This window comes from Arthrobacter melezitosi, assembly GCF_054511055.1.
Genome location: NZ_JBTNDJ010000001.1, coordinates 458490 through 483843, shown reverse-complemented (window position 1 = coordinate 483843; position 25354 = coordinate 458490). Strand labels below are relative to the sequence as shown.

Sequence of the window (25354 nt, the reverse complement as noted above, 5' to 3'; positions counted from 1 at the left end):
GGGTTAGCTCGAAGTTCCAATCGGAGACCCTGACTTAAAGGGCCCCTGATGGCGAGGGTCCCCTGGCCGGGCGAGCTTTGCGAGCCCGGTGAGGGAGCCGTCAGGGAACTAGCGGCCGGCCTTCTTCTTGCCTGCGACGGTGCGCTTCGGGCCCTTGCGGGTACGAGCGTTGGTCTTCGTGCGCTGTCCACGCACGGGAAGGCCGCGGCGGTGCCGGATGCCTTCGTAGCTGCCGATCTCGACCTTTCGGCGGATGTCGGCTGCGACCTCGCGCCGGAGGTCACCCTCAACCTTGAAGTTTCCTTCAACGTAGTCGCGGAGCTGGACGAGCTCTGCATCGCTGAGGTCCTTGACGCGCGTGTTGGGGCTGATGCCCGTATCCGCGATCGTCTTCTCTGCACGGGTCTTGCCCACGCCGTAGATGTAGGTAAGCGCAATGACTACCCGCTTTTCGCGGGGGATGTCTACGCCAGCGAGACGTGCCATAGAGGCTGTTCTCCTTTGGTGATACCGGAGGTCTGAGCCAAAGCGTACCCGGAAGGTTTTCCGGTCCCCGGCCTCCGTACCGGGGGTGTGCACTGCGCGGATGCGCCGTGCTGCTTTGCCTTAATGAACTGAACTACGCGTGGGGGTCGACCTCGAAAGAGGCTGATTAACCCTGGCGCTGCTTGTGGCGCGGGTTTTCGCAGATGACGAGAACGTTGCCCTTGCGGCGAACCACCTGGCACTTCTCACAGATCCGCTTCACGCTCGGGTTGACCTTCATGGTTTTCCTTCGAGTTGATTCTTATTTGTAGCGGTAGACAATACGACCCCGGGTGAGGTCGTACGGGCTGAGTTCCACTACTACCCGGTCCTCAGGAAGGATTCGAATGTAGTGCTGGCGCATCTTTCCCGAGATGTGGGCGAGAACAATGTGACCGTTGGCCAACTCAACGCGGAACATCGCGTTGGGCAGCGCCTCGTTCACAGTGCCTTCAATCTCAATGACACCGTCTTTCTTGGCCATATCCTCCGCTAACGTCGATGCCCACCGCTTGCACGGTGGACGGGTTTGGGTTTTGATTGGCTAACTTCGGTGCGGCGACGGCTCGTGAGCCGGCGGGCCGCCCGGCCCGAAATGGGCACGAAAAGCACAGACAACCAACAGACAACACTACGCCATGGGCGCGGAGAAGTTAAATCGGTGCCCGCCGGGCCCTCCCCCGGGCGGCCTGCGCCCCGGGGACCCGGCGGCCGGGAAGCGTCCGCGGACCGCCTAGGCCTGGACCGGCACCGGCACGACGCCGAGCGGCGCCAGCTTGGACGCTCCACCGTCCTCGGCGCTGAGCACCCAGATGCCGCCGCCGTGGACGGCGACGGTGTGCTCCCACTGGGAGGCGCGCTTGCCGTCGGTGGTCACCACGGTCCAGTCGTCGTCGAGCACCTTCGTCTCGAGTCCCCCGAGCACGAGCATGGGTTCGATGGCCAGGCAGAGCCCCGGGCGGACCTTCGGGCCGCGGTGGGAGCTGCGGTAATTGAGCACGTCGGGCGCCTGGTGCATCTGCGTGCCGATGCCATGGCCCACGTAGTCCTCCAGGATGCCAAGGCGCTTGCCCGGCAGTTCGGACACGTAGTCGTCGATCGCGGCCCCGATGTCGCCGACGTGCTTGGCGCCGGCGAGCGCGGCGATCCCCCGCCACATGGCCTCCTCGGTGACCTGCGACAGGCGCACGTCCTCTTCCCGGGCCGTCCCGACGATGGTGGTGCGCGCCGAGTCGGCGTGCCAGCCGTTCACGACGGCGCCGGCATCGATGGAGATGATGTCCCCGTCCTGCAGCACGTAGTCCCCGGGGATGCCGTGGACCACCTCCTCGTTGACGGAGGTGCAGATGCTGGCCGGAAAGCCGTGGTAGCCCAGGAAGTTCGAGGTGGCCCCGGCCTCCCGGAGCACCTCCTCGAACACCGCGTTCAGTTCGCGGGTGCTCACCCCCACCCGGGCGGCGGACACCGCGGCGTCCAGGCCGCGGGAGAGAACCAGGCCGGCCTCCCGCATGCTGAGGATCTGGCGGGGTGTCTTGTACTCGATCTTGGGTTGACGCAAAATCGCCGGCGGCCTAGCTGGCGACCTTGAGCGCGCTCATGACGCGCTCGGTGACCTCGTCGATGGTGCCGATGCCGTTCACCTGGGTGACGATGCCGCGCTCCTTGTACTGCGAGACGACGGCCTCGGTCTGCTCGTGGTAGAGGCTCAGGCGGTGCCGGATGACGTCCTGGTTGTCGTCGCTGCGCCCGTCCAGGGCGGCGCGGCCGAGCAGCCGGCGCACCAGCTCCTCATCCTCGGCGGTGAGCTGGAGGACGACGTCGAGGGTCAGCGAGTTCGACGCAAGGATGTCATCGAGTTCGGCCACCTGGGCGGCCGTGCGGGGGTAGCCGTCGAGCAGGAAGCCCTCCTGCACGTCGTCGGCCTTCAGCCGGTCCCGGACCATGCTGTTGGTGACGCTGTCGGGAACGAAGTCCCCGGCGTCCATGTACTTCTTCGCCTCGACGCCCAGCGGAGTCTCGCGCTTGACGTTGTCGCGGAAGATGTCGCCGGTCGAGATGGCGACCACGCCGAGCCGCTCGGAGATCCGCGCGGCCTGCGTTCCCTTGCCCGAACCCGGAGGGCCGATAATCAGCATTCTTGTCATCGGAGGAGCCCTTCGTAGTGGCGCTGCTGGAGCTGCGCGTCGATCTGCTTTACGGTTTCCAGCCCCACGCCCACCATGATGAGGATGGACGTGCCGCCGAACGGGAAGTTCTGGTTGGCGCCGATCGCCACGAGGGCGATCAGCGGAATCAGGGCGACCAGGCCGAGGTAGATCGCACCCGGCAGCGTGATGCGCGAGAGCACGTACTGCAGGTACTCCGCCGTGGGACGGCCGGCCCGGATGCCCGGGATGAAGCCGCCGTACTTCTTCATGTTCTCGGACACCTCGTCCGGGTTGAACGTGATCGCCACGTAGAAGTAGGTGAAGAACACGATCATGAGGAAGTACACCGCCATATACAGCGGGTGGTCGCCCGTGGCCAGGTAGGTGGTGATCCAGTTGACCCACTCCGGGGGCGGCGTCTGGCCATCCGAGGGGGTGTTGAACTGCGCGATGAGCGTCGGCAGGTACAGCATGGAGGACGCGAAGATCACGGGGATCACGCCGGCCATGTTGACCTTGATCGGAATGTAGGTGCTGCTGCCGCCCAGGGTGCGGCGCCCGATCATGCGCTTGGCGTACTGCACCGGGATGCGGCGCTGGGACTGCTCGACGAAGATGACCAGGGCCACCACCACGATGCCCATGACCATCACGCCCAGGAAAACCGTCCAGCCCTGGGTGCGCAGGATCTCGCCGAGGGAGGTGGGGAAGCTCGCGACGATGGCGGTGAAGATCAGCAGGGACATGCCGTTGCCGACACCCTTTTCGGTGATCAGCTCGCCCATCCACATGATCAGGCCCGTGCCCGCGGTGAGGGTGATGATCAACAGGATGATGGTGATCAGGGAGTCGTCCGGGATCAGCGGCACCGGGCAGTCGCCCAGCAGGGCCCCGGAGCGCGCGAGCGACACCAGCGTCGTCGCGTTGAGCAGGCCGAGGGCGATCGTGAGGTAGCGCGTGTACTGGGTCAGCCGTGACTGGCCCTGGGCGCCTTCCTCATGGAGCTCCTGGAAGCGGGGAATCACAACGCGCAGCAGCTGCGTGATGATGCTGGCGGTGATGTACGGGGTGATGCCCAAGGCGAAGACCGACACCTGCAGGAGCGCTCCGCCGCTGAACAGGTTGACGAACTCGTAGAGGCCGCCCTGCGTGTTGCCGAGGCTCAGGCACTGCTGGACGTTGCCGTAGTCGACTCCGGGGGCCGGGATGAAGGCACCGAGCCGGAAGATGGTGATGATGCCCAGCGTGAACAACAGCTTGCGCCGCAAGTCTGGCGTCCGGAATGCCCGGCCAATAGCGCTTAGCAAGCGTCCTCCTGAAGGTCTTGAATGTCCGAAGCGGACAGTACACAACAACCGAGTCTAACGGTCGAAGCCTGGTCTCTTGGCACCAGGCTGTGATGAACCGGCGCTTAAGCCGGAAAACTCCTGGTGGGCCGGAAAGCACCGGCCCACCAAGAGTCTAGTTCCTGGCCGTGGTTGAACACAGCCGGACCACGAGCAGATCCGCCTAGAGCTGGCTGATGGAGCCGCCGGCGGCCGTGATCTTCTCGGCTGCGGTCGAGGAGAAGCGGTTAGCCTTCACATCGACTGCCACGGTGATGTCGCCGGTCCCCAGCACCTTGACGGGCTGGTTCTTGCGCACCGCACCCAGGGCGACGAGCGACTCGACGGTCACTTCGCCACCGTTGGGGTAGAGCTCCGAGATCTTGTCCAGGTTCACAACCTGGAACTCGACCCGGAAGGGGTTCTTGAACCCGCGCAGCTTGGGCAGACGCATGTGCAGCGGCAGCTGGCCGCCTGCGAATCCTGCCTTCACCTGGTAGCGGGCTGCGGTTCCCTTGGTGCCACGGCCGGCCGTCTTACCCTTCGAACCCTCACCACGGCCCACACGGGTCTTCTTGGTTTTGGCTCCGGGGGCCGGACGCAGGTGGTGGACCTTCAGAGCGTGGACGCGCTCCGTCTTTCCTTCGGCTACAGCCGTTGTCTTTTCCTCTGCCATTAGTTGGCCTCCTCAACCTTCACGAGGTGCGGAACCGTGTTGACCATGCCGACGGTCACAGCATCGGCTTCACGGACCACGGTGTGGCCGATCCGCTTCAGTCCGAGGGACCGCAGGGTGTCGCGCTGGTTCTGCTTGCCGCCAATGGCGGACTTGATCTGCGTGATCTGCAGCTTCGCGGAGCTGACCTTGACGCGCTTGGGCGTGATCGCGGTCATTACGCACCTACCTTCTGCGCTGCGATAGCGCGGAGCATCTGGTGGGAGGCAACCTCGTCCAGCGGCAGGCCACGGCGGGCAGCCACGGCCTGGGGCTCTTCGAGCCTCTGCAGCGCATCAACCGTGGCGTGCACGATGTTGATGGCGTTGGAGGAGCCGAGCGACTTCGACAGGACGTCGTGGATGCCGGCGCACTCGAGGATCGCGCGGACCGGACCACCGGCGATAACACCGGTACCCGGGGACGCGGGACGAAGGAGCACGACGCCGGCAGCGGCCTCACCCTGCACCAGGTGCGGGATGGTTCCACCGATGCGCGGGACGCGGAACATCGTCTTCTTGGCTTCCTCGACGGCCTTCTGGATGGCCGAGGGAACTTCCTTGGCCTTTCCGTAGCCGACGCCGACCATGCCGTTGCCGTCGCCTACCACCACGAGGGCGGTGAAGCTGAAGCGGCGGCCGCCCTTGACGACCTTGGCGACGCGGTTGATGGTGACGACGCGCTCAATGAACTTGTCCTTGTCGTCACGGCCGCCGTCGCGCCCGTCACGGCCACCACGGCCGCCACGGTCGCTCTTGCCGCGCTCACCGCCGCGCCCGCTTCCGCGGGAGCCACGGTCGCCTCGGCTGTCGGCCGATGCGGTTTCAGTGGAACCGGCAGCCGGGGCGTCGGCCGCTGGCTGCTCTGTAGCCGTATTCAATGGCGCTTCCTTTGCCTTGTTTTCTTCGGTCACAGTGACAGCCCACCTTCGCGTGCGCCGTCTGCGATGGCCGCGACACGGCCGTGGTACTTGTTACCGCCGCGGTCGAAAACGACAGCTTCGATACCGGCAGCCTTCGCGCGCTCTGCGACGAGGCCGCCAACGCGCTTGGCCTTGGCGGTCTTGTCGCCATCGAACGCGCGCAGGTCCGCTTCAAGCGTCGAGGCCGAAGCCACGGTGATGCCCTTGGTGTCATCGACGACCTGCACGAATACGTGGCGGGCCGAACGGTTGACGACCAGGCGCGGACGGACCGCGGTTCCCGAGACGCGCTTGCGGACGCGCAGGTGGCGGCGACCGCGCGAGGCGGACTTGCTCTTGGAGGTGCGCTTCTTATTGATGCTGATTGCCATGGTTACTTACCGGCCTTTCCGACCTTGCGGCGGATGATCTCGCCTGCATAGCGGATGCCCTTGCCCTTGTACGGGTCGGGCTTGCGCAGCTTGCGGATGTTTGCAGCGACCTCGCCGACCTGCTGCTTGTTGATGCCCGACACCGAAAGCTTGGTGGGGGAATCGACAGTCAGGACAATGCCCTCGGGAGCCTTGACGGCAACCGGGTGGCTGTAGCCCAGAGCGAACTCCAGGTCGCTTCCCTTGGCCTGCACACGGTAACCCGTGCCCACGATCTCAAGGTTCTTCTTGTACCCCTCGGTGACTCCGACGATCATGTTGGAGATCAGCGTGCGGGTGAGGCCGTGCAGTGAGCGCGAAACGCGCTCGTCGTTGGGCCGGCTGACGGTGAGAGTGCTGTCCTCGAGCGAAACTTCGATCGGGCTGGGCACGGTGTGGCTCAGCTCGCCCTTGGATCCCTTGACGGAGACTTCATTGCCGTTGACCTTGACCTCAACACCCGCAGGTACGGTGATGGGGAGACGTCCAATACGTGACATTTTTCTTACCCTTCCCGCTACCAGACGTAGGCGAGGACTTCCCCACCCACACCCTTCTTGGATGCCTGGCGGTCCGTGAGCAGACCGGAGGACGTGGACAGGATGGCAATACCAAGGCCGCCCAGCACGTGGGGCAGGTTCGTGGACTTCGCGTAAACGCGGAGGCCCGGCTTGGAGATGCGGCGGATGCCGGCGATCGAACGCTGGCGGTCCGGGCCGAACTTGAGGTCGATGGTCAGCTTCTTACCGACCTCCGCTTCCTCTTCCTTCCAGCCGGCGATGTAGCCCTCGGCCTTCAGGATGTCGGCTACGCGAGCCTTGAGCTTGCTGTACGGCATCGACACGGAGTCGTGGTACGCCGAGTTTGCATTGCGCAGACGCGTGAGCATGTCTGCGACAGGATCTGTCATTGTCATGTGGGCTCTTGCCCTTCCTCGTAACGGTTTCCGGGTCCCGGGTCAGCAGCGGGCTTTCGCCCGTCCTGGCCGGAACGGACCTGCAACGTAGTTAGATTAATCTTCGGATTTGAACGGGAAGCCAAGCGCCTTCAGCAGCGCGCGGCCCTCGGCGTCGGTCTTGGCGGTCGTGACGACGGTGATGTCCATGCCACGCACGCGGTCGATCCGGTCCTGGTCGATCTCGTGGAACATCGACTGCTCCGTGAGGCCGAAGGTGTAGTTGCCGTTGCCGTCGAACTGCTTGCCGTTGAGCCCGCGGAAGTCGCGGATACGGGGCAGGGCGAGGGTCACCAGGCGGTCGACGAATTCCCACATGCGATCGCCGCGCAGCGTCGCGTGGGCGCCGATGGGCATACCCTCACGAAGCTTGAACTGGGCGATGGACTTGCGGGCCTTGGTCACCTGGGGCTTCTGGCCGGTGATCGCGGTGAGGTCCTTGACGGCACCGTCGATGAGCTTGGAGTCCTTGGCGGCATCTCCAACACCCATGTTCACGACAACCTTCACCAGGCGCGGAACCTGGTTGACGTTGGCGTAGCTGAACTCCTCCTGCAGCGAGGACTTGATTTCAGCGGCGTAGCGGGCCTTGAGGCGAGGGAGAACCTTGGTCTCTGCGGTTTCAACAGTCATTACAGATCCTTCCCTGATGACTTGGCCACGCGGATGCGGACGGTGCGCTGACGGCCGTCGCGCTCGACGGTCTCGGTGCGGTAGCCAACGCGGGTCGGCTTCTTGGTCTCCGGGTCGACGATCGCAACGTTGCTGATGTGCAGCGGTGCCTCGACGACCTGGATGCCGCCACCGTGGCTGTGGCCCTCATGCTGGGTGGCCTTGGTGTGCTTGGTGATCCGGTTGATGCCCTCAACGAGGACACGGTTGGTCTCCGGGAACACCTTCAGGACCTTGCCCTGCTTGCCGCGGTCGCCGCCGCGCTCCTGCTTGGCTCCGGTGATGACCTGAACCAGGTCACCCTTCTTGATCTTGAGCTTTCCAGTCTTCTGTGCCATGGGCTAGAGCACCTCCGGCGCCAGTGAAATGATCTTCATGAAACGCTTGTCGCGCAGTTCGCGGCCGACAGGGCCGAAGATACGGGTACCGCGGGGGTCGCCGTCGTTCTTCAGGATCACTGCTGCGTTTTCATCAAACTTGATGTAGGAACCATCCGCGCGGCGGCGTTCCTTCTTGGTGCGGACGATGACCGCCTTGACGACGTCGCCCTTCTTGACGTTGCCGCCGGGGATTGCGTCCTTGACGGTGGCGACGATGACGTCGCCGATGCCTGCGTAGCGGCGTCCGGATCCTCCGAGAACACGGATGGTCAAGATTTCCTTGGCCCCCGTGTTGTCGGCGACCTTGAGCCGCGACTCCTGCTGAATCACTTATTACTCCTGTCGTCGCGCTGGTTCTCTCATCGAGCCTTGCGGAACGGATATGGGTGGGCCCCGTAATACTGGTACTCAGCACAAACGCGCGCCGAGGCGCGCTGCGGTTTAGAGCGGATTTGTGTTGAACAAGATCATCGGGCTTTTGCCTATTTGCCGGTGTGAGGGCATGCGCCAACCCACCAGACAGACAAGATTCTCATCGTATCGCGAAAATGCCCCGGACACGAATCCGTGTCCGGGGCATTTCACGCAGCTGGTGCTACTTGGCCTTTTCGATGACCTCGACCAGGCGCCACCGCTTGGTGGCGGACAGCGGCCGGGTCTCCGAGATGAGAACCATGTCGCCGATGCCGGCGGTGTTCTCCTCGTCGTGGGCCTTGACCTTCGAGGTACGGCGCAGAACCTTGCCGTACAGCGCGTGCTTCACGCGGTCCTCGACCTGGACTGTGATGGTCTTGTCCATCTTGTCCGAAACGACGTAGCCACGGCGGACCTTGCGGTACCCGCGTGCCTCGGCGTCGGTTGTGCTTTCGGTGTTCTGCTCACTCATTTGGCGTCCTCCTCAGAAGCCTCGGTGTCCACGGACTTGGCGTCCTTAGTGGAGGCCTTCTTGGATTTCTTAGCCGGCTTTTCCTCGGTCTTTGCTTCCTCGACGGTTACAACGACCTCGGGCCGGATGCCCAGCTCGCGCTCACGCAGCACCGTGTAGATGCGGGCGATGTCGCGCTTGACCAGGCGCAGGCGGCCATGGTTCTCCAGCTGGCCGGTGGCCGACTGGAAGCGGAGGTTGAACAGCTCCTCCTTGGCCTTGCGGAGCTCCTCGACGAGACGATCCTTGTCGAACCCGTCAAGCTGATCCGTTGCTAGTTCCTTTGAACCCAATGCCATGCTATTCACCACCCTCACGACGCACGATGCGTGCCTTCAACGGCAGCTTGTGGATCGCGAGGCGCAGGGCTTCGCGGGCTACCTCTTCGGAAACACCGGACAGTTCGAAAAGAACCCGTCCCGGCTTGACGTTGGCCACCCACCACTCGGGCGAACCCTTACCGGAACCCATGCGGGTTTCGGCAGGCTTCTTGGTCAACGGGCGGTCCGGATAGATGTTGATCCAGACCTTGCCGCCACGCTTGATGTGGCGGGTCATGGCGATACGGGCCGACTCGATCTGGCGGTTGGTGACGTATGCCGGGCTCAGAGCCTGGATACCCCATTCGCCAAAGCTGACCTCGGTGCCGCCGGTCGCAGCGCCGGAACGACCCGGGTGGTGCTGCTTACGGAACTTGACTCGACGTGGGATAAGCATTTAAGCCTGTCCTCCTTCAGCCGCTGCGGGTGCTGCGGCGGTTTCGGCGGGTGCAGCTGCCGGCGCCTCGGCGGCGGGACGGCGGCGGCGGTCTCCGCCACGGTCGCGGTCGCCACCGGCGGGGCCACGGCCCGGACGGTCTCCGCCGCGGCCGCGGGAGGGAGCTGCCGCAGCCTGGGCTGCCAGTTCCTTCGCGGTGACGTCACCCTTGTAGATCCAGACCTTCACGCCGATGCGGCCGAAGGTGGTCTTGGCTTCGAAGAACCCGTAGTCGATGTTCGCGCGGAGGGTGTGCAGGGGCACACGGCCTTCGCGGTAGAACTCCGAGCGGCTCATTTCGGCGCCACCCAGGCGGCCGGAGCACTGGACACGGATGCCCTTGGCTCCCGCGCGCTGTGCCGACTGCATTGCCTTCTTCATCGCGCGGCGGAAGGCCACGCGGGAGGAAAGCTGCTCGGCGACGCCCTGGGCGACAAGCTGGGCCTCGATCTCGGGGTTCTTGACCTCGAGGATGTTCAGCTGAACCTGCTTACCGGTGAGCTTCTCGAGCTCGCCGCGGATGCGGTCCGCTTCGGCGCCGCGGCGGCCGATGACGATGCCCGGACGTGCCGTGTGGATGTCCACGCGGACACGGTCGCGGGTGCGCTCGATCTCGACCTTGGCGATGCCGGCGCGGTCCATGCCCGTGGACATGAGCTGACGGATCTTGATGTCCTCGCGGACGAAGTCCCTGTAGCGCTGGCCCGGCTTGTTGCTGTCAGCAAACCAGTGAGACCGGTGGTCCGTGGTGATGCCGAGTCGGAACCCGTGCGGGTTTACTTTCTGTCCCACTTAGCGGACCTCCACTTTCTCAGGGGTAGCTACTACAACTGTGATGTGGCTGGTCCGCTTGTTGATGCGGAACGCGCGGCCCTGGGCACGCGGACGGAACCGCTTCATAGTGGGGCCCTCATCGACAAATGCCTCGCTGATGACCAGGTCGCCCTCGTCGAAGGCAACGCCATCGCGGTCCGCGAGAACGCGGGCGTTGGCCATTGCGGACTGAACTACCTTGAATACCGGCTCTGAAGCAACCTGTGGGGCAAACTTCAGAATAGCCAGAGCCTCATTCGCCTGCTTACCACGAACAAGGTTGACGACGCGCCGGGCCTTCATAGGCGTTACGCGGATATGACGCGCAATTGCCTTGGCTTCCATTGCTTTCCTTCTCTCGTCTTAGCCGTAAAAGCCAGCGCCTAGCGGCGCTTGCCCTTGCGGTCGTCCTTAACATGGCCGCGGAAAGTCCGCGTAGGAGCGAATTCGCCGAGCTTGTGCCCGACCATCGACTCGGTGACAAACACCGGAATGTGCTTGCGCCCGTCGTGCACCGCGATCGTGTGCCCGAGCATGTCGGGGACGATCATGGAGCGGCGGGACCACGTCTTGATGACGTTCTTTGTGCCCGATTCGTTCTCGCGAGCGACCTTTACGTAAAGGTGCTGATCGACGAAGGGGCCTTTCTTCAGGCTGCGTGGCATGTTCCCAGGCTCCTATCGCTTGTTCTTGCCGGAACGACGGCGACGCACAATGAGTGAATCGCTTTCCTTGTTGGGACGGCGGGTGCGTCCCTCTGCCTTGCCGTTGGGGTTGACCGGGTGGCGTCCACCGGAGGTCTTACCTTCACCACCACCGTGGGGGTGGTCGACGGGGTTCATGGCCACACCACGGACGGTCGGGCGGATGCCCTTCCAGCGGTTACGGCCGGCCTTGCCCCAGTTGATGTTCGACTGCTCGGCGTTGCCGACCTCGCCGATCGTCGCGCGGCAGCGGACGTCGACGTTGCGGATTTCACCGGAGGGCAGACGCAGCTGGGCGAAACGGCCTTCCTTGGCGACGAGCTGGACCGACGCACCGGCGGAGCGGGCCATCTTGGCGCCGCCGCCCGGACGGAGCTCCACAGCGTGGATGACCGTACCGACGGGGATGTTGCGCAGCGGAAGGTTGTTGCCGGGCTTGATGTCAGCCCCGGCGCCGGCCTCGACGAAGTCGCCCTGCTTGAGCTTGTTCGGCGCAACGATGTAGCGCTTGGTGCCATCAACGTAGTGCAGGAGTGCGATGCGCGCCGTGCGGTTGGGATCGTATTCGATCTCAGCTACGCGGGCGTCAACGCCGTCCTTGTCGTGGCGGCGGAAGTCGATCAGACGGTACTGACGCTTGTGTCCACCACCCTTGTGACGGGTCGTGATCTTGCCGGTGTTGTTACGGCCGCCCTTCTTGGGGAGCGGACGCACCAGGGACTTCTCCGGTGTCGATCGAGTGATTTCTGCGAAGTCGGCAACGCTGGAGCCGCGGCGGCCCGGCGTTGTCGGCTTGTATTTACGGATTCCCATGTGTCATTTCCTCGTTAAAGTGGTCTCCGCTCTAGGCGAGCGGACCGCCGAAGATGTCGATTGTGCCTTCTTTGAGGGACACAATGGCACGCTTGGTGCCCTTGCGCTGTCCCCAGCCGAACTTGGTGCGCTTGCGCTTACCGGCACGGTTGATGGTGTTGATCGAGTCGACCTTGACGGAGAAAATCTTCTCCACGGCCAGCTTGATCTCTTCCTTGTTGGAACGCGGGTCGACCAGGAAGGTGTACTTACCTTCGTCGATCAGGCCGTAGCTCTTTTCCGAGACGACGGGTGCAATGACGACGTCGCGCGGATCCTTTGCGATGCTGCCGCTCACTTGGCCTCCTCCTTCGATGTTGCGTCAGCCGACTCGACGAACTCGTCGTAGGCGGCCTTCGTGAAGATCACATCGTCGGAAACCAGCACGTCGTACGTGTTGAGCTGGTCAACGTACAGCACGTGAACCCCGGGGACGTTGCGTACCGACAGCGCCGATACGTCGTTGGCGCGCTCGATGACCACGAGCAGGTTGGGCCGCTCGGAGATCGAACGCAGCGTCTCGATGGCACCCTTGGTCGACGGCTTGTCGCCGGCCACCAGGGCCTCAAGAACGTGGATGCGGCCATTGCGGGCGCGGTCCGAGAGGGCTCCGCGCAGGGCGGCTGCCTTCATCTTCTTGGGGGTGCGCTGGCTGTAGTCGCGGGGCGTGGGCCCGTGGACAACGCCACCACCGGTCATGTGGGGGGCGCGGATCGAACCCTGACGGGCACGGCCGGTTCCCTTCTGCTTGAACGGCTTGCGGCCTGCACCGCTCACCTCGGCGCGGGTCTTGGTCTTGTGGGTACCCTGGCGGGCAGCCGCAAGCTGGGCCACGACAACCTGGTGCAGCAGCGGCACGTTCGTCTGAACGTCGAAGATCTCGGCGGGGAGATCGACCTTTACTGTTTGGACAGCCATTTGGCTATGCTCCCTTCACGGCGGTGCGTACGAGGACGACCTGGCCGCGGGCGCCAGGTACAGCGCCCTTGATCAGCAGCAGCGACTTCTCGGCATCGACGCCGTGAACCGTGAGGTTCAGCGTGGTCTGACGAACGGCACCCATGCGGCCTGCCATTTTCATTCCCCTGAAGACGCGGCTGGGGGTGGACGCACCACCGATGGAGCCGGGCTTGCGGTGGTTCTTGTGGGCACCGTGCGATGCTCCAACGCCGTGGAAACCGTGGCGCTTCATGACACCGGCGAAGCCCTTGCCCTTGGTGGTGCCGATGACGTCGACCGTCTGGCCGGCAGCGAACATCTCGACGGAGAGTTCCTGGCCCAGCTCGTAGGTGTCGGCGTCGGCGGTGCGCAGCTCGACCACGTGACGGCGCGGGGTGACCCCGGCCTTGTCGAAGTGGCCGGCCAGCGGCTTGGTCACCTTGCGGGGGTCGATCTGGCCGAAGCCGATCTGCACGGCGCTGTAGCCGTCCTTGTCCGCGGTGCGCAGCTGCGTGATGACGTTCGAGTCCGCCTGAACGACGGTGACGGGAACGAGGACGTTGTTCTCATCCCAGACCTGGGTCATGCCGAGCTTGATGCCCAGCAGGCCCTTGACCTGGCGCGTAAGTGAAGTAGACATGTGTATCCCCTCTCCCTTACAGCTTGATTTCGATGTTCACGTCCGCAGGCAGGTCGAGACGCATCAGCGAATCAACGGCCTTAGGCGTGGGGTCAATGATGTCGATCAGACGCTTGTGAGTGCGCATTTCAAAGTGCTCACGGCTGTCCTTGTACTTGTGCGGGGACCGGATCACAACGAAAACGTTCTTCTCCGTCGGCAGCGGCACGGGGCCAACAACCGTAGCGCCTGCGCGCGTCACCGTCTCAACGATCTTCCGCGCTGAAACATCAATGACCTCGTGGTCATATGACTTCAGCCGGATGCGGATCTTCTGTCCCGCCATGGCGTCTCGACTCTCTCTCTACATGAAAACTGCCGGGGCAGTTCCGGTACGTACATTGTCTGCGCCCGTTGTTCGGCGCTCCCCCACAGGCTGAATCCGGACGATTCCGGGTTCCTCACCCTGCTGAGGCTCCGACCCCCGCGCTCGGGCGTGTCGCGCTTTTCTCGACACGCACATTCCGCGCTCTTCAGCCAGGCTGAACGGGATGGATTATATTTGGGCCACGCTGACCGGTGAACCTTGACCCTGCATCAGGCATTATCCTGACCGGGACCCGGGTCTCAAACCGCACGCGCAAGCACTTGAACAACTTGTCTAGTCTGGCAGAGATGCCCGTCAAACGCCAATCAGCGCGGATTTCCGCCCCTCCGGACGGCGTGGCGCGCGCAACACGCGGGGGTGACGAGCCTCTCCCCCGGCCGGCCGGCCGCGTCGAGTGCCGCTCCGGCTGCAGGAGCCGCTCCGCTCGGACCCCGGGTCGCGCTCCGCCCGGGCCCCAGGTCGCGCCGGTGCCGGCGGGAGCTTCCATTCCGGTGACCGCGACTAAATGTGACCAGCACACCCGAAAGCGACCTGCGGACCGAAAATATCGGGGCGGTTTGTCGCTTTCGGGGCGCACGTCGCAACCGTGCTGCGCGATCCGCGCCCGCCCGCCACCGACGCCGTCCTGACCGGAGCTTCCATCCCGCTCACTGCGCCCGGGTGCGCCCCGCACGCCCCAAGCGCCAACTACGCCCGCGTACGACCAGCACGCCCCAAAGCGACGGCCGAACCTGGAATACCGGGGCAGATTGTCGCTTTCGGGCGCGGCGGACGCGTTGGCATGCGGTTATCGTCTTGGAGTGTACCCACCCTGCCGGGCACTGACACCCTGGCGGGTGCGTCGACGTGCGCCGGGAGAACCGGGGGCCTACCCGTGGGCGCGGACGACGATTCCCGGGATGGCGGGTCGCCCCGGAACAAGGCCTGCCGAGGTGAGAAGGTCACGCAGCAAAGCAGGATCGCGGAGGTCGTCCCACGTCCAGCGCACTACCCGCAGCCCCAGGGCCCGCAACCGGTCTTCCCTGCGCTTTTCTTCGATGACGATCTCGCTGGGCGTCCTACCAGTGAGGAATTCCGGCTTCGAGTACTTCACCAGGCCGTCGAACTCCCCCACGAGACGCGCCTGCGGCCAGTAGAAGTCGACACGGCCGATGTATCCCCGCGCATCAGTGAACACCCGCTGCAGCTCGGGCGCCGGAAATCCCATCACCATCATGTGCACGCGGCTCAGGGACTCCCCCGGCGACTCTGCGTCGCCGCGGGCGAAATCGAGCACCGCTGCGAGCCGCCTCTGGGCGGCAGCCGTCCGTGTCATTTGCGCCAGCTCGGATACCCGTTCCAGATCAGTCATTCCCCGACGCAGCGCGTCATCGAGAGCGAGTACGCCCGCAGGGAAACCCGAACCGACGGCGAGGGCGACGATCGTCGACTCGAGCGAGGTCACCTGCAGCCCGGAAGTGTGGACCACCGGGGGCTCAGCCAAGGAGATGCAATGACGTCGGACCCCTCCGCGCGAGTGCGCCGAGCTGTCGGCGACCTGCTGGACGTGCACGTGGGACGGGACCGCGACGAGTGGTAGTCCATGGACCAGCGCCGCCGTTTCACGGCAGAAGACGGGTGGGCGGTGCGCGGCCAGGTGTACGGCCAATACCCTCATCCGATAGCGGTCCCAGCGATCGAGGGTGGCCCACTTTTCGCTGGATACGTAGAGCCCCTGCCGGATCCGCACCAGGTCTCCTGCTGCACAGCTCCGCTGAAGCGGGCGGGAGTTGCGGCCCTGGGCCGAGAGTTCCGCAGTGGACAGCAGGAATGTCCTGAGCATGGAATACGTCGTCATGCTTCAACATTGACGGCATAGCTCCGCTGAGCTGGCCACCGTCGTCGTTATGTGGACGGGCGTCCGCACCGAGTCCGGAACCCATTTCCCGACGGTGTGTCTCCCCCTCGACCTCGGTGCCACCGTTTGCGACCGGCGTACCCGATTGCGACACCCGCACCCGATAAATCCGGCTCCGCCGTCGCTTTCGAGGACCCGGGACGCAACCAGGGGTGGAAACGATCCTAAGCCGCGCCACCACGACCCGGCGCTACCCGCCGGCAGCGCCACCACGACCCGGGCTACCCACCGGCAGCGCCACCACCGACCGGGGAGCTGCGCATGGGCTCCGGCAGCTCCGCTGATTGCGACCGGCGTACCCGATTGCGACACCCGCACCCGATAAATCCGGCGCCGTCGTCGCTTTTGGGGACCCGGGACGCAACCAAGCGTGCAAACCCCTACCGGGCAGCCCGCCCGGTGCCGCGCCGGCCCCCGCCGGGTGCGGCGCCGATCATCGGACGAGCCGTAAAGGGCCCGGGCACACAAAAGGGCCCCACTGCCGAAGCAGCGGGGCCCTTCCGGTAGAACTCAGGCAGTCGGAAGACTACTTGATGATCTTGGTGACACGTCCCGAACCAACGGTGCGGCCGCCTTCACGGATAGCGAAGCCGAGGCCCTCTTCCATTGCGATCGGCTGGATGAGCGCAACGGTCATCTCAGTGTTGTCGCCGGGCATAACCATTTCAGTGCCCTCGGGGAGGGTGATGACGCCGGTTACGTCCGTGGTGCGGAAGTAGAACTGCGGGCGGTAGTTCGAGTAGAACGGGTTGTGACGCCCGCCCTCGTCCTTGGCCAGGATGTAGACGTTGGCCTCGAAGTCGGTGTGCGGGGTGATCGAACCCGGCTTGACGATGACCTGGCCGCGCTCGACATCTTCGCGCTTGATGCCGCGGAGCAGCAGGCCACAGTTCTCGCCGGCCCATGCCTCGTCGAGCTGCTTGTGGAACATCTCGATACCGGTGACCGTGGTCTTCTGGACCGGGCGGATGCCGACGATCTCGACCTCGGAGTTGATCTTCAGGGTTCCACGCTCGGCGCGGCCCGTAACAACGGTGCCACGGCCGGTGATGGTGAAGACGTCCTCGACAGGCATGAGGAAGGGCTTGTCCTTGTCGCGGATCGGGTCCGGAACGGACTCGTCCACAGCAGCCATCAGGTCCTCAACGGACTTGACCCACTGGGCGTCGCCTTCGAGGGCCTTCAGGCCGGAAACGCGGACCACGGGAGCTTCGTCGCCGTCGAAGCCCTGCGCGCTGAGGAGCTCGCGGACCTCCATCTCGACGAGGTCAAGCAGTTCCTCGTCTTCGACCATGTCGGACTTGTTCAGCGCGACCAGCAGGTAGGGAACACCAACCTGGCGGGCGAGCAGAACGTGCTCGCGGGTCTGAGCCATCGGACCGTCGGTGGCGGCGACAACGAGGATGGCACCATCCATCTGAGCCGCACCGGTGATCATGTTCTTGATGTAGTCAGCGTGACCGGGAGCGTCTACGTGTGCGTAGTGGCGCTTCTCAGTCTGGTACTCAACATGCGAGATGTTGATGGTGATGCCGCGCTGCTTCTCCTCGGGAGCCGAGTCGATCGACGCGAAGTCACGCTGCTCGTTGAGAGTGGGGTACTTGTCGTACAGCACCTTGGAAATGGCAGCCGTCAACGTGGTCTTGCCATGGTCAACGTGACCGATGGTGCCGATGTTAACGTGCGGCTTAGTCCGCTCGAACTTTGCCTTCGCCACGGGTTCCTCCTAGAACGTTTGAGAAGATTTGCTTCCCAGCCGCGCTTTTCGCAGCTGAAACTCATGCAAGTCTACTTGGGGGCTTTGGTTTTCTTGAAATTGCAGGGTACTGCCGGCCCCTGGGGGCCGTTGGCTGGTGGAGGACCGGCCCGCTCATCGCGGGCCGGTCCCACCGGATGCCTCAGTCGTTGCCGACCGGAGATCCGAAGTTACTCACCACGGGTCTTCTGGATGATCTCGTCGGCAACAGCCTTGGGGACCTCCGAGTAGCTGTCGAACTGCATCGAGTACACGGCGCGGCCCTGGGTCTTGGACCGCAGGTCACCGATGTAACCGAACATTCCGGACAGGGGCACGAGGGCGCGGATGACCTTCACGCCGCTTGCGTCCTCCATGGACTGCATCTGGCCGCGGCGGGAGTTCAGGTCGCCGATGACTTCGCCCATGTACTCCTCGGGCGTGCGGACCTCAACATCCATGAGCGGTTCGAGCAGCACCGGCTGCGCCATCCGAGCGGCTTCCTTGAACGCCATACGTCCGGCGATCTTGAAGGCCATTTCGGAGGAGTCGACGTCGTGGTAGGCGCCGTCAAGCAGCGTCGCCTTGATGCCGACAACCGGATAACCGGCGAGCACGCCGTCGTTGAGGGCATCCTGGATGCCTGCATCAACGCTGGGGATGTACTCGCGCGGAACGCGTCCGCCGGTGACCTTGTTGTCGAAGGTGTAGAGCTCGCCTTCGGAGGTGTCCAGCGGCTCGATCGCGATCTGGATCTTCGCGAACTGGCCCGATCCACCGGTCTGCTTCTTGTGCGTGTAGTCGTGCTTGGCGACCGTGCGCTTGATCGTCTCGCGGTAGGCGACCTGGGGCTTGCCCACGTTCGCCTCGACCTTGAACTCGCGGCGCATGCGGTCCACCAGGATGTCCAGGTGGAGCTCGCCCATGCCGGCGATGATCGTCTGTCCGGTGTCCTCGTTGAGGGAGACCTGGAAGGTGGGGTCCTCGGCCGAGAGCTTCTGGATAGCCGTGGACAGCTTCTCCTGGTCACCCTTGGTCTTGGGCTCGATCGCAACCGAGATCACGGGCTCCGGGAAGCTCATGGACTCGAGGACGATCTGGCTGCCCGCATCGGAGAGGGTGTCACCGGTGGTGGTGTCCTTCAGGCCGATCGCAGCGTAGATGTGGCCGGCCAGTGCCTCTTCAACAGGGTTCTCCTTGTTGGCGTGCATCTGGAACAGCTTGCCGATGCGCTCCTTCTTGCCCTTGGTGGAGTTGATCACCTGGGTGCCGGCGGAGACCTGTCCGGAGTACACCCGGATGAAGGTCAGCTGGCCGAAGAACGGGTGGGTCGCAACCTTGAACGCCAGGGCCGAGAACGGCTCGTCGGTGCTCGGCTTGCGGGTCATCTCGACGGCCTCGTCGCGGGGATCGTGGCCGATCATCGCGGGAACGTCGAGCGGGGACGGCAGGTAGTCGACGACGGCGTCAAGCATCGGCTGGACGCCGCGGTTCTTGAACGCGGAGCCGCAGAGGATCGGGTAGACCTCGGAGGCGATCGTCATCTTGCGGATGCCGGCCTTGATTTCCTCGACGGAGAGTTCTTCACCCTCGAGGTACTTGCCCATGAGGTTGTCGGAGGACTCCGCGACGGTCTCGACGAGCGCGGCGCGGTATTCCTCGGCCTTCTCCTTGAGGTCGGCGGGGATCTCCTGGACCTCGTACTTGGCACCCATCGTCACGTCGCCCTTGGCGTCGCCCGGCCAGACCAGGGCGCGCATTTCGATCAGGTCGACGACGCCGATGAAGTCGTTCTCGGCACCGATGGGCAGCTGGAGGACCAGCGGCTTGGCGCCGAGGCGGCTGATGATGGTGTCGACGGTGAAGTAGAAGTCGGCGCCCAGCTTGTCCATCTTGTTGACGAAGCAGATGCGGGGAACTTCGTACTTGTCGGCCTGGCGCCAGACGGTCTCGGACTGGGGCTCAACGCCCTCCTTGCCGTCGAACACGGCGACGGCGCCGTCGAGGACGCGCAGTGAGCGCTCAACCTCGACGGTGAAGTCGACGTGGCCGGGGGTGTCGATGATGTTGATCTGGTTGTTGTGCCAGAAGCTGGTCACGGCGGCAGACGTGATGGTGATGCCGCGTTCCTTTTCCTGTTCCATCCAGTCGGTCGTCGAGGCGCCGTCGTGGGTCTCGCCGATCTTGTGGTTTACACCCGTGTAGAACAGGATGCGCTCGGTAGTAGTGGTCTTGCCGGCATCGATGTGCGCCATGATGCCGATATTGCGGACCTTTGTAAGGTCTGTAAGCACGTCCTGTGCCACGGTGTCTCCCTATTTGACGAAGATGGAGTTCTGCTGGACCCCCGGGCCGGGGCCTGCCGATCGGCAGGCCCAGGCGGGAGCTCGTTTTACCAGCGGTAGTGTGCGAAGGCCTTGTTGGATTCGGCCATCTTGTGCGTGTCTTCGCGGCGCTTGACTGCGGCGCCGAGTCCGTTGGAGGCGTCGAGGATCTCGTTCTGCAGACGCTCGGTCATCGTCTTCTCGCGGCGGGCCTTGGAGTACCCGACCAGCCAGCGGAGGGCGAGGGCGGTCGAACGCCCCGGCTTGACCTCGACGGGAACCTGGTAGGTTGCGCCACCGACACGGCGTGAGCGGACCTCGAGGGTCGGCTTGACGTTGTCCATGGCCTTCTTCAGCGCAGCGACCGGGTCGCCGCCTGACTTGGCGCGTGCGCCTTCGAGTGCACCGTAGACGATGCGCTCGGCGGTGGACTTCTTGCCGTCGACGAGAACCTTGTTGATCAGCTGCGTGACCAGGGGGGAACCGTAAACGGGATCTACAACGAGCGGCCGCTTCGGGGCCGGGCCCTTACGAGGCATATTACTTCTTCTCCATCTTTGCGCCGTAGCGGCTGCGGGCCTGCTTACGGTTCTTGACGCCCTGGGTATCCAGCGCCCCACGGACAATCTTGTAGCGGACACCCGGGAGGTCCTTCACACGTCCGCCGCGCACCAGCACGATGGAGTGTTCCTGAAGGTTGTGCCCAACACCGGGGATGTAGGCGGTGACTTCGATGCCGCCGTTGAGACGCACGCGGGCGACCTTGCGGAGCGCGGAGTTCGGCTTCTTCGGGGTGGTCGTGTAGACGCGGGTGCAGACGCCGCGCTTCATCGGGCTGCCCTTCAGTGCGGGCGCCTTGGTCTTGGCGACCTTCGGTGACCGGCCCTTGCGGACCAGCTGGTTAATCGTAGGCACTTTCGTGTTCTCCGTAATGTCTGAAGATGAGTTCTCTGTTAGCCCAACCCTTGCGGTACTCCGTAACCCCGGGGGCAGCGGACCACCCGTGAGCGGGGGTTCTCAGTCGTTTGGCGCCGCCTGACAAGCTGCCGTAAAACGACCGTAGGCGTGCGAAAATGTGGCATTCGTTGTACAAGATCCCTACAACACGGAGATACGTTTCGCAACGCCAATCCACTGCCACACAAACAATTGCTGCCAAGTCTATCAGAGATTGCGCCGCTCCCGCCCCGCTCCCCCGTCCCGGCCCCGGAATTCCGCGGAAAAAGGCGGGCCTCCGGACCCCGGGACACCACCGGGCGGACCCCGGACGACGGGCCGGCCGAAGGGCCAGGACGACGGCGCCCGACGCCGGGGACGGGGAAGGCCCCGGACCGTTCCGGGTCCGGGGCCTTCCGCCGTGTCTCACGGCTGCTCGTGCAGCACGGGCTTCCTAGCGGAAGTCGTTCCCGAGGTCGTAGTCATCCAGGGGGATGGCGTGGAACTCGGGGCTCATGCCACCCTCGACGCCGGCGTAGTCGAAGTCGCTGAACGCGCTCGGACCGGTGAAGAGGTTGGCCTTGGCTTCCTCGGTGGGCTCGACCGTGATCTTCGTGTAGCGGTCCAGGCCGGTTCCGGCCGGGATGAGCTTACCGATGATCACGTTCTCCTTCAGGCCCAGCAGCGGGTCGCTCTTGCCTTCCATGGCGGCCTGCGTGAGAACACGCGTGGTCTCCTGGAAGGAAGCGGCCGACAGCCACGACTCGGTGGCGAGCGAGGCCTTGGTGATGCCCATGAGCTCGGGACGGCCTGAGGCCGGCTTCTTGCCCTCGGACACCACGCGGCGGTTCTCGTCCTCGAAGCGGCGGCGCTCGGCCAGCTCTCCGGGGAGAAGGTCCGACTCACCGGACTCGATCACCGTGACGCGGCGGAGCATCTGCCGGACGATGACTTCCACGTGCTTGTCGTGGATGCCGACACCCTGGCTGCGGTACACGCGCTGGACCTCGTCGACCAGGAATTCCTGGGCCTTGCGGGGGCCAAGAATACGCAGGATCTGCTTCGGGTCGACCGCGCCGAAGACGAGCTGCTGCCCGACCTCGACGTGCTCGCCGTCGGCGACGAGCAGGCGCGCACGGCGCAGGACCGGGTACGCGACCTCTTCCGAGCCGTCGTCCGGGGTGACCACCAGGCGAAGCTGCTTCTCGGCATCCTCGATGGTGACCCGCCCTGCGACCTCGGAGATCGGGGCGACACCCTTGGGGGTACGCGCCTCGAAGAGCTCCTGGATCCGGGGCAGACCCTGGGTGATGTCCTCGGCCGAGGCAACACCGCCGGTGTGGAAGGTACGCATGGTCAGCTGCGTGCCGGGCTCACCGATGGACTGTGCGGCGATGATGCCGACGGCCTCTCCGATATCCACGGTCTTGCCGGTCGCGAGCGAACGGCCGTAGCAGAGGGCGCAGGTCCCGACGCTCGACTCACAGGTCAGCACGGAGCGGATCTTGATCTCGGTGATGCCCGCGGCGAACAGCTCGCCGATCAGGACGTCCCCGACGTCGGAGCCGGCAGCCGCCAGCACCTCACCCTTGGAATCGACGACGTCGGTGGCCAGCGTACGGGCGTACGCCGAGTTCTCGACCTCTTCGTGCAGGACCAGTTCGCCGTTGGCATCCGGTACGGCGATGGTGACCTTCAGGCCGCGCTCGGTGCCGCAGTCGTCCTCGCGGACGATGACGTCCTGGGACACGTCCACGAGACGGCGGGTCAGGTAACCCGAGTTCGCCGTACGCAGCGCGGTGTCCGCAAGGCCCTTACGCGCACCGTGCGTGGCGATGAAGTACTCCAGCACCGACAGGCCCTCGCGGTAGGAAGACTTGATCGGACGCGGGATGATCTCACCCTTGGGGTTTGCCACCAGTCCACGGATACCGGCGATCTGCCGGACCTGCAGCCAGTTACCACGGGCACCGGAGGACACCATGCGGTTGATGGTGTTGTCCTTCGGCATTGCCTCGCGCATCGAGGCGGCAACCTCGTTGGTGGCCTTGTTCCAGATGTCGATGAGCTCCTGGCGGCGCTCCTCGTCGGCGATCAGGCCCTTGTCGAACTGCGACTGGACCTTCGCGGCCTGCGTCTCGTAGCCCTCCATGATTCCGGCCTTGTTGATGGGCGCGGAGATGTCGGAGATGGCGACGGTGACGCCTGAACGCGTGGCCCAGTAGAAGCCGGCGTCCTTGAGGTTGTCCAGCGTCGCGGCGGTGACGACCTTGGGGTAGCGCTCCGCGAGATCGTTGACGATCGTGGAGAGCTGTCCCTTGTCGGCGACCTTCTCGACCCAGGGGTAGTCCTCGGGCAGCGTGTCGTTGAACAGGACCTGCCCGAGGGAGGTCTCGATCAGCGCCGGGGCGCCCGGCTCCCAGCCCTCAGGCGCAGGGGTATCCGCGCTGGGGACGAAGTTGGGAACGCGGATCTTCACCACGGAGTTCAGGTGCAGCTCGCCGGCGTCGTGCGCCATGATGGCCTCGGCGGGGCTGGTGAACACGCGGCCTTCGCCCGCACTGCCCTCACGCTTGGTGGTGAGGTGGTGCAGACCGATGATCATGTCCTGTGACGGGAGGGTCACGGGGCGGCCATCGGAGGGCTTCAGGATGTTGTTCGAGGAGAGCATCAGGATGCGCGCCTCGGCCTGGGCCTCGGGGCTCAGCGGCAGGTGAACTGCCATCTGGTCACCGTCGAAGTCGGCGTTGAACGCGGCGCAGACCAGCGGGTGGAGCTGAAGGGCCTTGCCTTCAACCAGCTGGGGCTCGAACGCCTGGATGCCGAGACGGTGCAGGGTAGGTGCACGGTTCAGCAGCACGGGGTGCTCGGTGATGATCTCTTCGAGAACGTCCCAGACCTGCGGGCGGTAGCGCTCGACCATCCGCTTGGCGCTCTTGATGTTCTGCGCGTGGTTGAGGTCAACCAGGCGCTTCATCACGAACGGCTTGAAGAGCTCCAGTGCCATCTGCTTGGGCAGGCCGCACTGGTGCAGCTTCAGCTGCGGGCCGACGACGATCACGGAACGGCCCGAGTAGTCGACGCGCTTGCCCAGGAGGTTCTGGCGGAAGCGTCCCTGCTTGCCCTTGAGCATGTCGGAGAGCGACTTCAGCGGACGGTTGCCCGGCCCGGTGACGGGACGGCCGCGGCGGCCGTTGTCGAACAGGGAGTCAACGGCTTCCTGCAGCATGCGCTTTTCGTTGTTCACGATGATCTCGGGGGCACCGAGATCCAGCAGGCGCTTGAGGCGGTTGTTCCGGTTGATCACGCGGCGGTACAGGTCGTTGAGGTCGGACGTCGCGAAACGGCCGCCGTCGAGCTGGACCATCGGGCGCAGTTCCGGCGGGATCACCGGGACGGCGTCGAGCACCATGCCCAGGGGGCTGTTGGTGGTGGTGAGGAACGCATTGACGACCTTCAGGCGCTTCAGGGCACGCGTCTTGCGCTGGCCCTTGCCGTTCTGAATGATGTCGCGGAGCATCTCGGCCTCGCCGGCCATGTCGAAGTTCTCAAGACGCTTCTTGATCGCTTCGGCACCCATGGAGCCCTCGAAGTACAGGCCGTAACGGTCGCGCAGTTCGCGGTAGAGGCCCTCATCGCCTTCAAGGTCGGCGACCTTGAGGGTCTTGAAGCGCTCCCACACCTGGACCAGGCGCTCGATGTCGGCGTCGGCGCGCTTGCGCACGTTGGCCATCTGACGGTCCGCGGAGTCGCGGGCCTTCTTCTTGTCGGCGGCCTTGGCGCCCTCTCCCTCGAGACGGGCAAGCTCGTCCTCAAGGTCCTTGGCGATCGCGGCGATGTCGGAGTCGCGCTGGTCGATCATCTGCTTCTTCTCGAGGTCGTGCTCGGCCTGGAGGTTCGGCAGTTCGGCGTGGCGGTTCTCTTCGTCAACCGAGGTGATCATGTAGGCAGCGAAGTAGATGACCTTCTCGAGGTCCTTCGGTGCAAGGTCAAGCAGGTAGCCAAGGCGTGAGGGAACACCCTTGAAGTACCAGATGTGCGTGACGGGAGCGGCGAGCTCGATGTGGCCCATGCGCTCGCGGCGCACCTTGGCGCGGGTGACCTCGACGCCGCAGCGCTCACAAATGATGCCCTTGAAGCGCACGCGCTTGTACTTGCCGCAGTAGCACTCCCAGTCGCGGGAAGGGCCGAAGATCTTCTCGCAGAAGAGGCCGTCCTTCTCGGGCTTGAGCGTGCGGTAGTTGATGGTTTCCGGCTTCTTGACCTCGCCGTAAGACCAGCCGCGGATTTCGTCCGCGGTGGCAAGGCCGATTCGCATGAGGCCGAAGGAGGATTCGCTGGACATATGGTCCCTGTTCTCTCTTTGTTCTCTAAATTCTTGAAGTCTGATGGGTGCGGTGGGCAGCCAGGCCCGC

Annotated in this window: 32 protein-coding genes; all 32 read right to left on the bottom strand. The window is 64.5% G+C overall.

The window, feature by feature from the left end:
- Positions 1 to 108 precede the first annotated feature (108 nt).
- The 32 genes from rpsM to ACX80W_RS02265 all read right to left on the bottom strand — a co-directional run bounded on the left by rpsM (position 109) and on the right by ACX80W_RS02265 (position 25284).
- Positions 109 to 486 (bottom strand): 30S ribosomal protein S13, encoded by a 378-nt coding sequence (gene rpsM, locus ACX80W_RS02420; RefSeq protein ID WP_459280071.1) that lies wholly within the window; start codon positions 484 to 486, stop codon positions 109 to 111.
- A 166-nt stretch (positions 487 to 652) separates the two neighbouring features.
- Complete coding sequence (gene rpmJ, locus ACX80W_RS02415; protein ID WP_043440658.1) at positions 653 to 766, bottom strand: 50S ribosomal protein L36; 114 nt, start codon at positions 764 to 766, stop codon at positions 653 to 655.
- A 21-nt stretch (positions 767 to 787) separates the two neighbouring features.
- On the bottom strand, positions 788 to 1009 hold the full coding sequence (gene infA / locus ACX80W_RS02410; RefSeq protein ID WP_019481515.1) for a translation initiation factor IF-1: 222 nt from the start codon (positions 1007 to 1009) through the stop codon (positions 788 to 790).
- 249 nt (positions 1010 to 1258) lie between these two features.
- Entirely contained in the window at positions 1259 to 2086 is an 828-nt protein-coding gene (map, locus tag ACX80W_RS02405) for a type I methionyl aminopeptidase (RefSeq protein WP_459280198.1), read from the bottom strand.
- Positions 2087 to 2096: 10 nt separating this feature from the next.
- On the bottom strand, positions 2097 to 2669 hold the full coding sequence (locus ACX80W_RS02400; RefSeq protein WP_459280069.1) for an adenylate kinase: 573 nt from the start codon (positions 2667 to 2669) through the stop codon (positions 2097 to 2099).
- A complete protein-coding gene (secY, locus tag ACX80W_RS02395; RefSeq protein ID WP_459280067.1) occupies positions 2666 to 3979 on the bottom strand; it encodes a preprotein translocase subunit SecY in 1314 nt (437 codons plus the stop codon). Before secY ends, ACX80W_RS02400 begins: the two co-directional genes overlap by 4 nt.
- A gap of 202 nt (positions 3980 to 4181) precedes the next feature.
- The gene (gene rplO / locus ACX80W_RS02390; protein WP_459280066.1) at positions 4182 to 4673 is read right to left on the bottom strand and encodes a 50S ribosomal protein L15; all 492 of its coding nucleotides are present in this window, start codon (positions 4671 to 4673) and stop codon (positions 4182 to 4184) included.
- On the bottom strand, positions 4673 to 4891 hold the full coding sequence (gene rpmD / locus ACX80W_RS02385; protein WP_459280064.1) for a 50S ribosomal protein L30: 219 nt from the start codon (positions 4889 to 4891) through the stop codon (positions 4673 to 4675). The genes rplO and rpmD overlap by 1 nt, the downstream gene beginning before the upstream one ends.
- Positions 4891 to 5625 carry a 30S ribosomal protein S5 gene (gene rpsE, locus ACX80W_RS02380; RefSeq protein ID WP_459280062.1) on the bottom strand — a complete coding sequence of 245 codons (735 nt, stop codon included), beginning with the start codon at positions 5623 to 5625 and terminating at the stop codon, positions 4891 to 4893. Before rpsE ends, rpmD begins: the two co-directional genes overlap by 1 nt.
- A complete protein-coding gene (rplR, locus tag ACX80W_RS02375) occupies positions 5622 to 6005 on the bottom strand; it encodes a 50S ribosomal protein L18 (protein ID WP_459280060.1) in 384 nt (127 codons plus the stop codon). Before rplR ends, rpsE begins: the two co-directional genes overlap by 4 nt.
- 2 nt (positions 6006 to 6007) lie before the next feature.
- Positions 6008 to 6544, bottom strand: coding sequence for a 50S ribosomal protein L6 (rplF, locus tag ACX80W_RS02370; RefSeq protein ID WP_459280058.1), 537 nt, complete (start codon positions 6542 to 6544; stop codon positions 6008 to 6010).
- 17 nt (positions 6545 to 6561) lie between these two features.
- On the bottom strand, positions 6562 to 6960 hold the full coding sequence (gene rpsH / locus ACX80W_RS02365; RefSeq protein ID WP_043440638.1) for a 30S ribosomal protein S8: 399 nt from the start codon (positions 6958 to 6960) through the stop codon (positions 6562 to 6564).
- Positions 6961 to 7056: 96 nt separating this feature from the next.
- Complete coding sequence (rplE, locus tag ACX80W_RS02360; RefSeq protein ID WP_459280056.1) at positions 7057 to 7632, bottom strand: 50S ribosomal protein L5; 576 nt, start codon at positions 7630 to 7632, stop codon at positions 7057 to 7059.
- Positions 7632 to 8009 carry a 50S ribosomal protein L24 gene (rplX, locus tag ACX80W_RS02355; RefSeq protein ID WP_120164755.1) on the bottom strand — a complete coding sequence of 126 codons (378 nt, stop codon included), beginning with the start codon at positions 8007 to 8009 and terminating at the stop codon, positions 7632 to 7634. The genes rplE and rplX overlap by 1 nt, the downstream gene beginning before the upstream one ends.
- A 3-nt stretch (positions 8010 to 8012) precedes the next feature.
- Complete coding sequence (gene rplN / locus ACX80W_RS02350) at positions 8013 to 8381, bottom strand: 50S ribosomal protein L14 (protein WP_049829173.1); 369 nt, start codon at positions 8379 to 8381, stop codon at positions 8013 to 8015.
- A gap of 265 nt (positions 8382 to 8646) precedes the next feature.
- Complete coding sequence (gene rpsQ / locus ACX80W_RS02345) at positions 8647 to 8937, bottom strand: 30S ribosomal protein S17 (protein WP_459280054.1); 291 nt, start codon at positions 8935 to 8937, stop codon at positions 8647 to 8649.
- Positions 8934 to 9275, bottom strand: coding sequence for a 50S ribosomal protein L29 (rpmC, locus tag ACX80W_RS02340; protein ID WP_459280052.1), 342 nt, complete (start codon positions 9273 to 9275; stop codon positions 8934 to 8936). The genes rpsQ and rpmC overlap by 4 nt, the downstream gene beginning before the upstream one ends.
- 1 nt (position 9276) lies before the next feature.
- The gene (gene rplP / locus ACX80W_RS02335) at positions 9277 to 9693 is read right to left on the bottom strand and encodes a 50S ribosomal protein L16 (RefSeq protein WP_049829176.1); all 417 of its coding nucleotides are present in this window, start codon (positions 9691 to 9693) and stop codon (positions 9277 to 9279) included.
- Positions 9694 to 10524 carry a 30S ribosomal protein S3 gene (rpsC, locus tag ACX80W_RS02330; protein WP_120164750.1) on the bottom strand — a complete coding sequence of 277 codons (831 nt, stop codon included), beginning with the start codon at positions 10522 to 10524 and terminating at the stop codon, positions 9694 to 9696.
- The gene (gene rplV, locus ACX80W_RS02325) at positions 10525 to 10890 is read right to left on the bottom strand and encodes a 50S ribosomal protein L22 (protein ID WP_120164749.1); all 366 of its coding nucleotides are present in this window, start codon (positions 10888 to 10890) and stop codon (positions 10525 to 10527) included.
- Positions 10891 to 10928: 38 nt separating this feature from the next.
- Positions 10929 to 11210 carry a 30S ribosomal protein S19 gene (rpsS, locus tag ACX80W_RS02320; protein ID WP_026549122.1) on the bottom strand — a complete coding sequence of 94 codons (282 nt, stop codon included), beginning with the start codon at positions 11208 to 11210 and terminating at the stop codon, positions 10929 to 10931.
- A 12-nt stretch (positions 11211 to 11222) separates the two neighbouring features.
- Positions 11223 to 12062, bottom strand: coding sequence for a 50S ribosomal protein L2 (gene rplB, locus ACX80W_RS02315; protein ID WP_055768070.1), 840 nt, complete (start codon positions 12060 to 12062; stop codon positions 11223 to 11225).
- Between the two features lie 31 nt (positions 12063 to 12093).
- Positions 12094 to 12399, bottom strand: coding sequence for a 50S ribosomal protein L23 (gene rplW / locus ACX80W_RS02310; RefSeq protein WP_459280049.1), 306 nt, complete (start codon positions 12397 to 12399; stop codon positions 12094 to 12096).
- Positions 12396 to 13019 carry a 50S ribosomal protein L4 gene (gene rplD, locus ACX80W_RS02305; RefSeq protein ID WP_459280047.1) on the bottom strand — a complete coding sequence of 208 codons (624 nt, stop codon included), beginning with the start codon at positions 13017 to 13019 and terminating at the stop codon, positions 12396 to 12398. Before rplD ends, rplW begins: the two co-directional genes overlap by 4 nt.
- A 4-nt stretch (positions 13020 to 13023) precedes the next feature.
- Entirely contained in the window at positions 13024 to 13680 is a 657-nt protein-coding gene (rplC, locus tag ACX80W_RS02300; protein WP_459280045.1) for a 50S ribosomal protein L3, read from the bottom strand.
- A 16-nt stretch (positions 13681 to 13696) separates the two neighbouring features.
- A complete protein-coding gene (rpsJ, locus tag ACX80W_RS02295) occupies positions 13697 to 14005 on the bottom strand; it encodes a 30S ribosomal protein S10 (protein WP_026531952.1) in 309 nt (102 codons plus the stop codon).
- 910 nt (positions 14006 to 14915) lie between these two features.
- Positions 14916 to 15884: a hypothetical protein gene (locus ACX80W_RS02290; RefSeq protein WP_459280043.1), complete on the bottom strand. Its 969-nt coding sequence runs from the start codon at positions 15882 to 15884 to the stop codon at positions 14916 to 14918.
- A gap of 586 nt (positions 15885 to 16470) precedes the next feature.
- Entirely contained in the window at positions 16471 to 17661 is a 1191-nt protein-coding gene (tuf, locus tag ACX80W_RS02285) for an elongation factor Tu (RefSeq protein ID WP_120164739.1), read from the bottom strand.
- A gap of 209 nt (positions 17662 to 17870) precedes the next feature.
- Positions 17871 to 19985: an elongation factor G gene (fusA, locus tag ACX80W_RS02280; RefSeq protein ID WP_459280040.1), complete on the bottom strand. Its 2115-nt coding sequence runs from the start codon at positions 19983 to 19985 to the stop codon at positions 17871 to 17873.
- An 86-nt stretch (positions 19986 to 20071) separates the two neighbouring features.
- Positions 20072 to 20542: a 30S ribosomal protein S7 gene (gene rpsG / locus ACX80W_RS02275; RefSeq protein WP_043440595.1), complete on the bottom strand. Its 471-nt coding sequence runs from the start codon at positions 20540 to 20542 to the stop codon at positions 20072 to 20074.
- A 1-nt stretch (position 20543) separates the two neighbouring features.
- Positions 20544 to 20918 carry a 30S ribosomal protein S12 gene (rpsL, locus tag ACX80W_RS02270; RefSeq protein ID WP_120164735.1) on the bottom strand — a complete coding sequence of 125 codons (375 nt, stop codon included), beginning with the start codon at positions 20916 to 20918 and terminating at the stop codon, positions 20544 to 20546.
- 475 nt (positions 20919 to 21393) lie between these two features.
- Positions 21394 to 25284, bottom strand: a complete 3891-nt coding sequence (locus ACX80W_RS02265) for a DNA-directed RNA polymerase subunit beta' (RefSeq protein WP_459280038.1) — start codon at positions 25282 to 25284, stop codon at positions 21394 to 21396.
- Between the last annotated feature and the right edge of the window lie 70 nt (positions 25285 to 25354).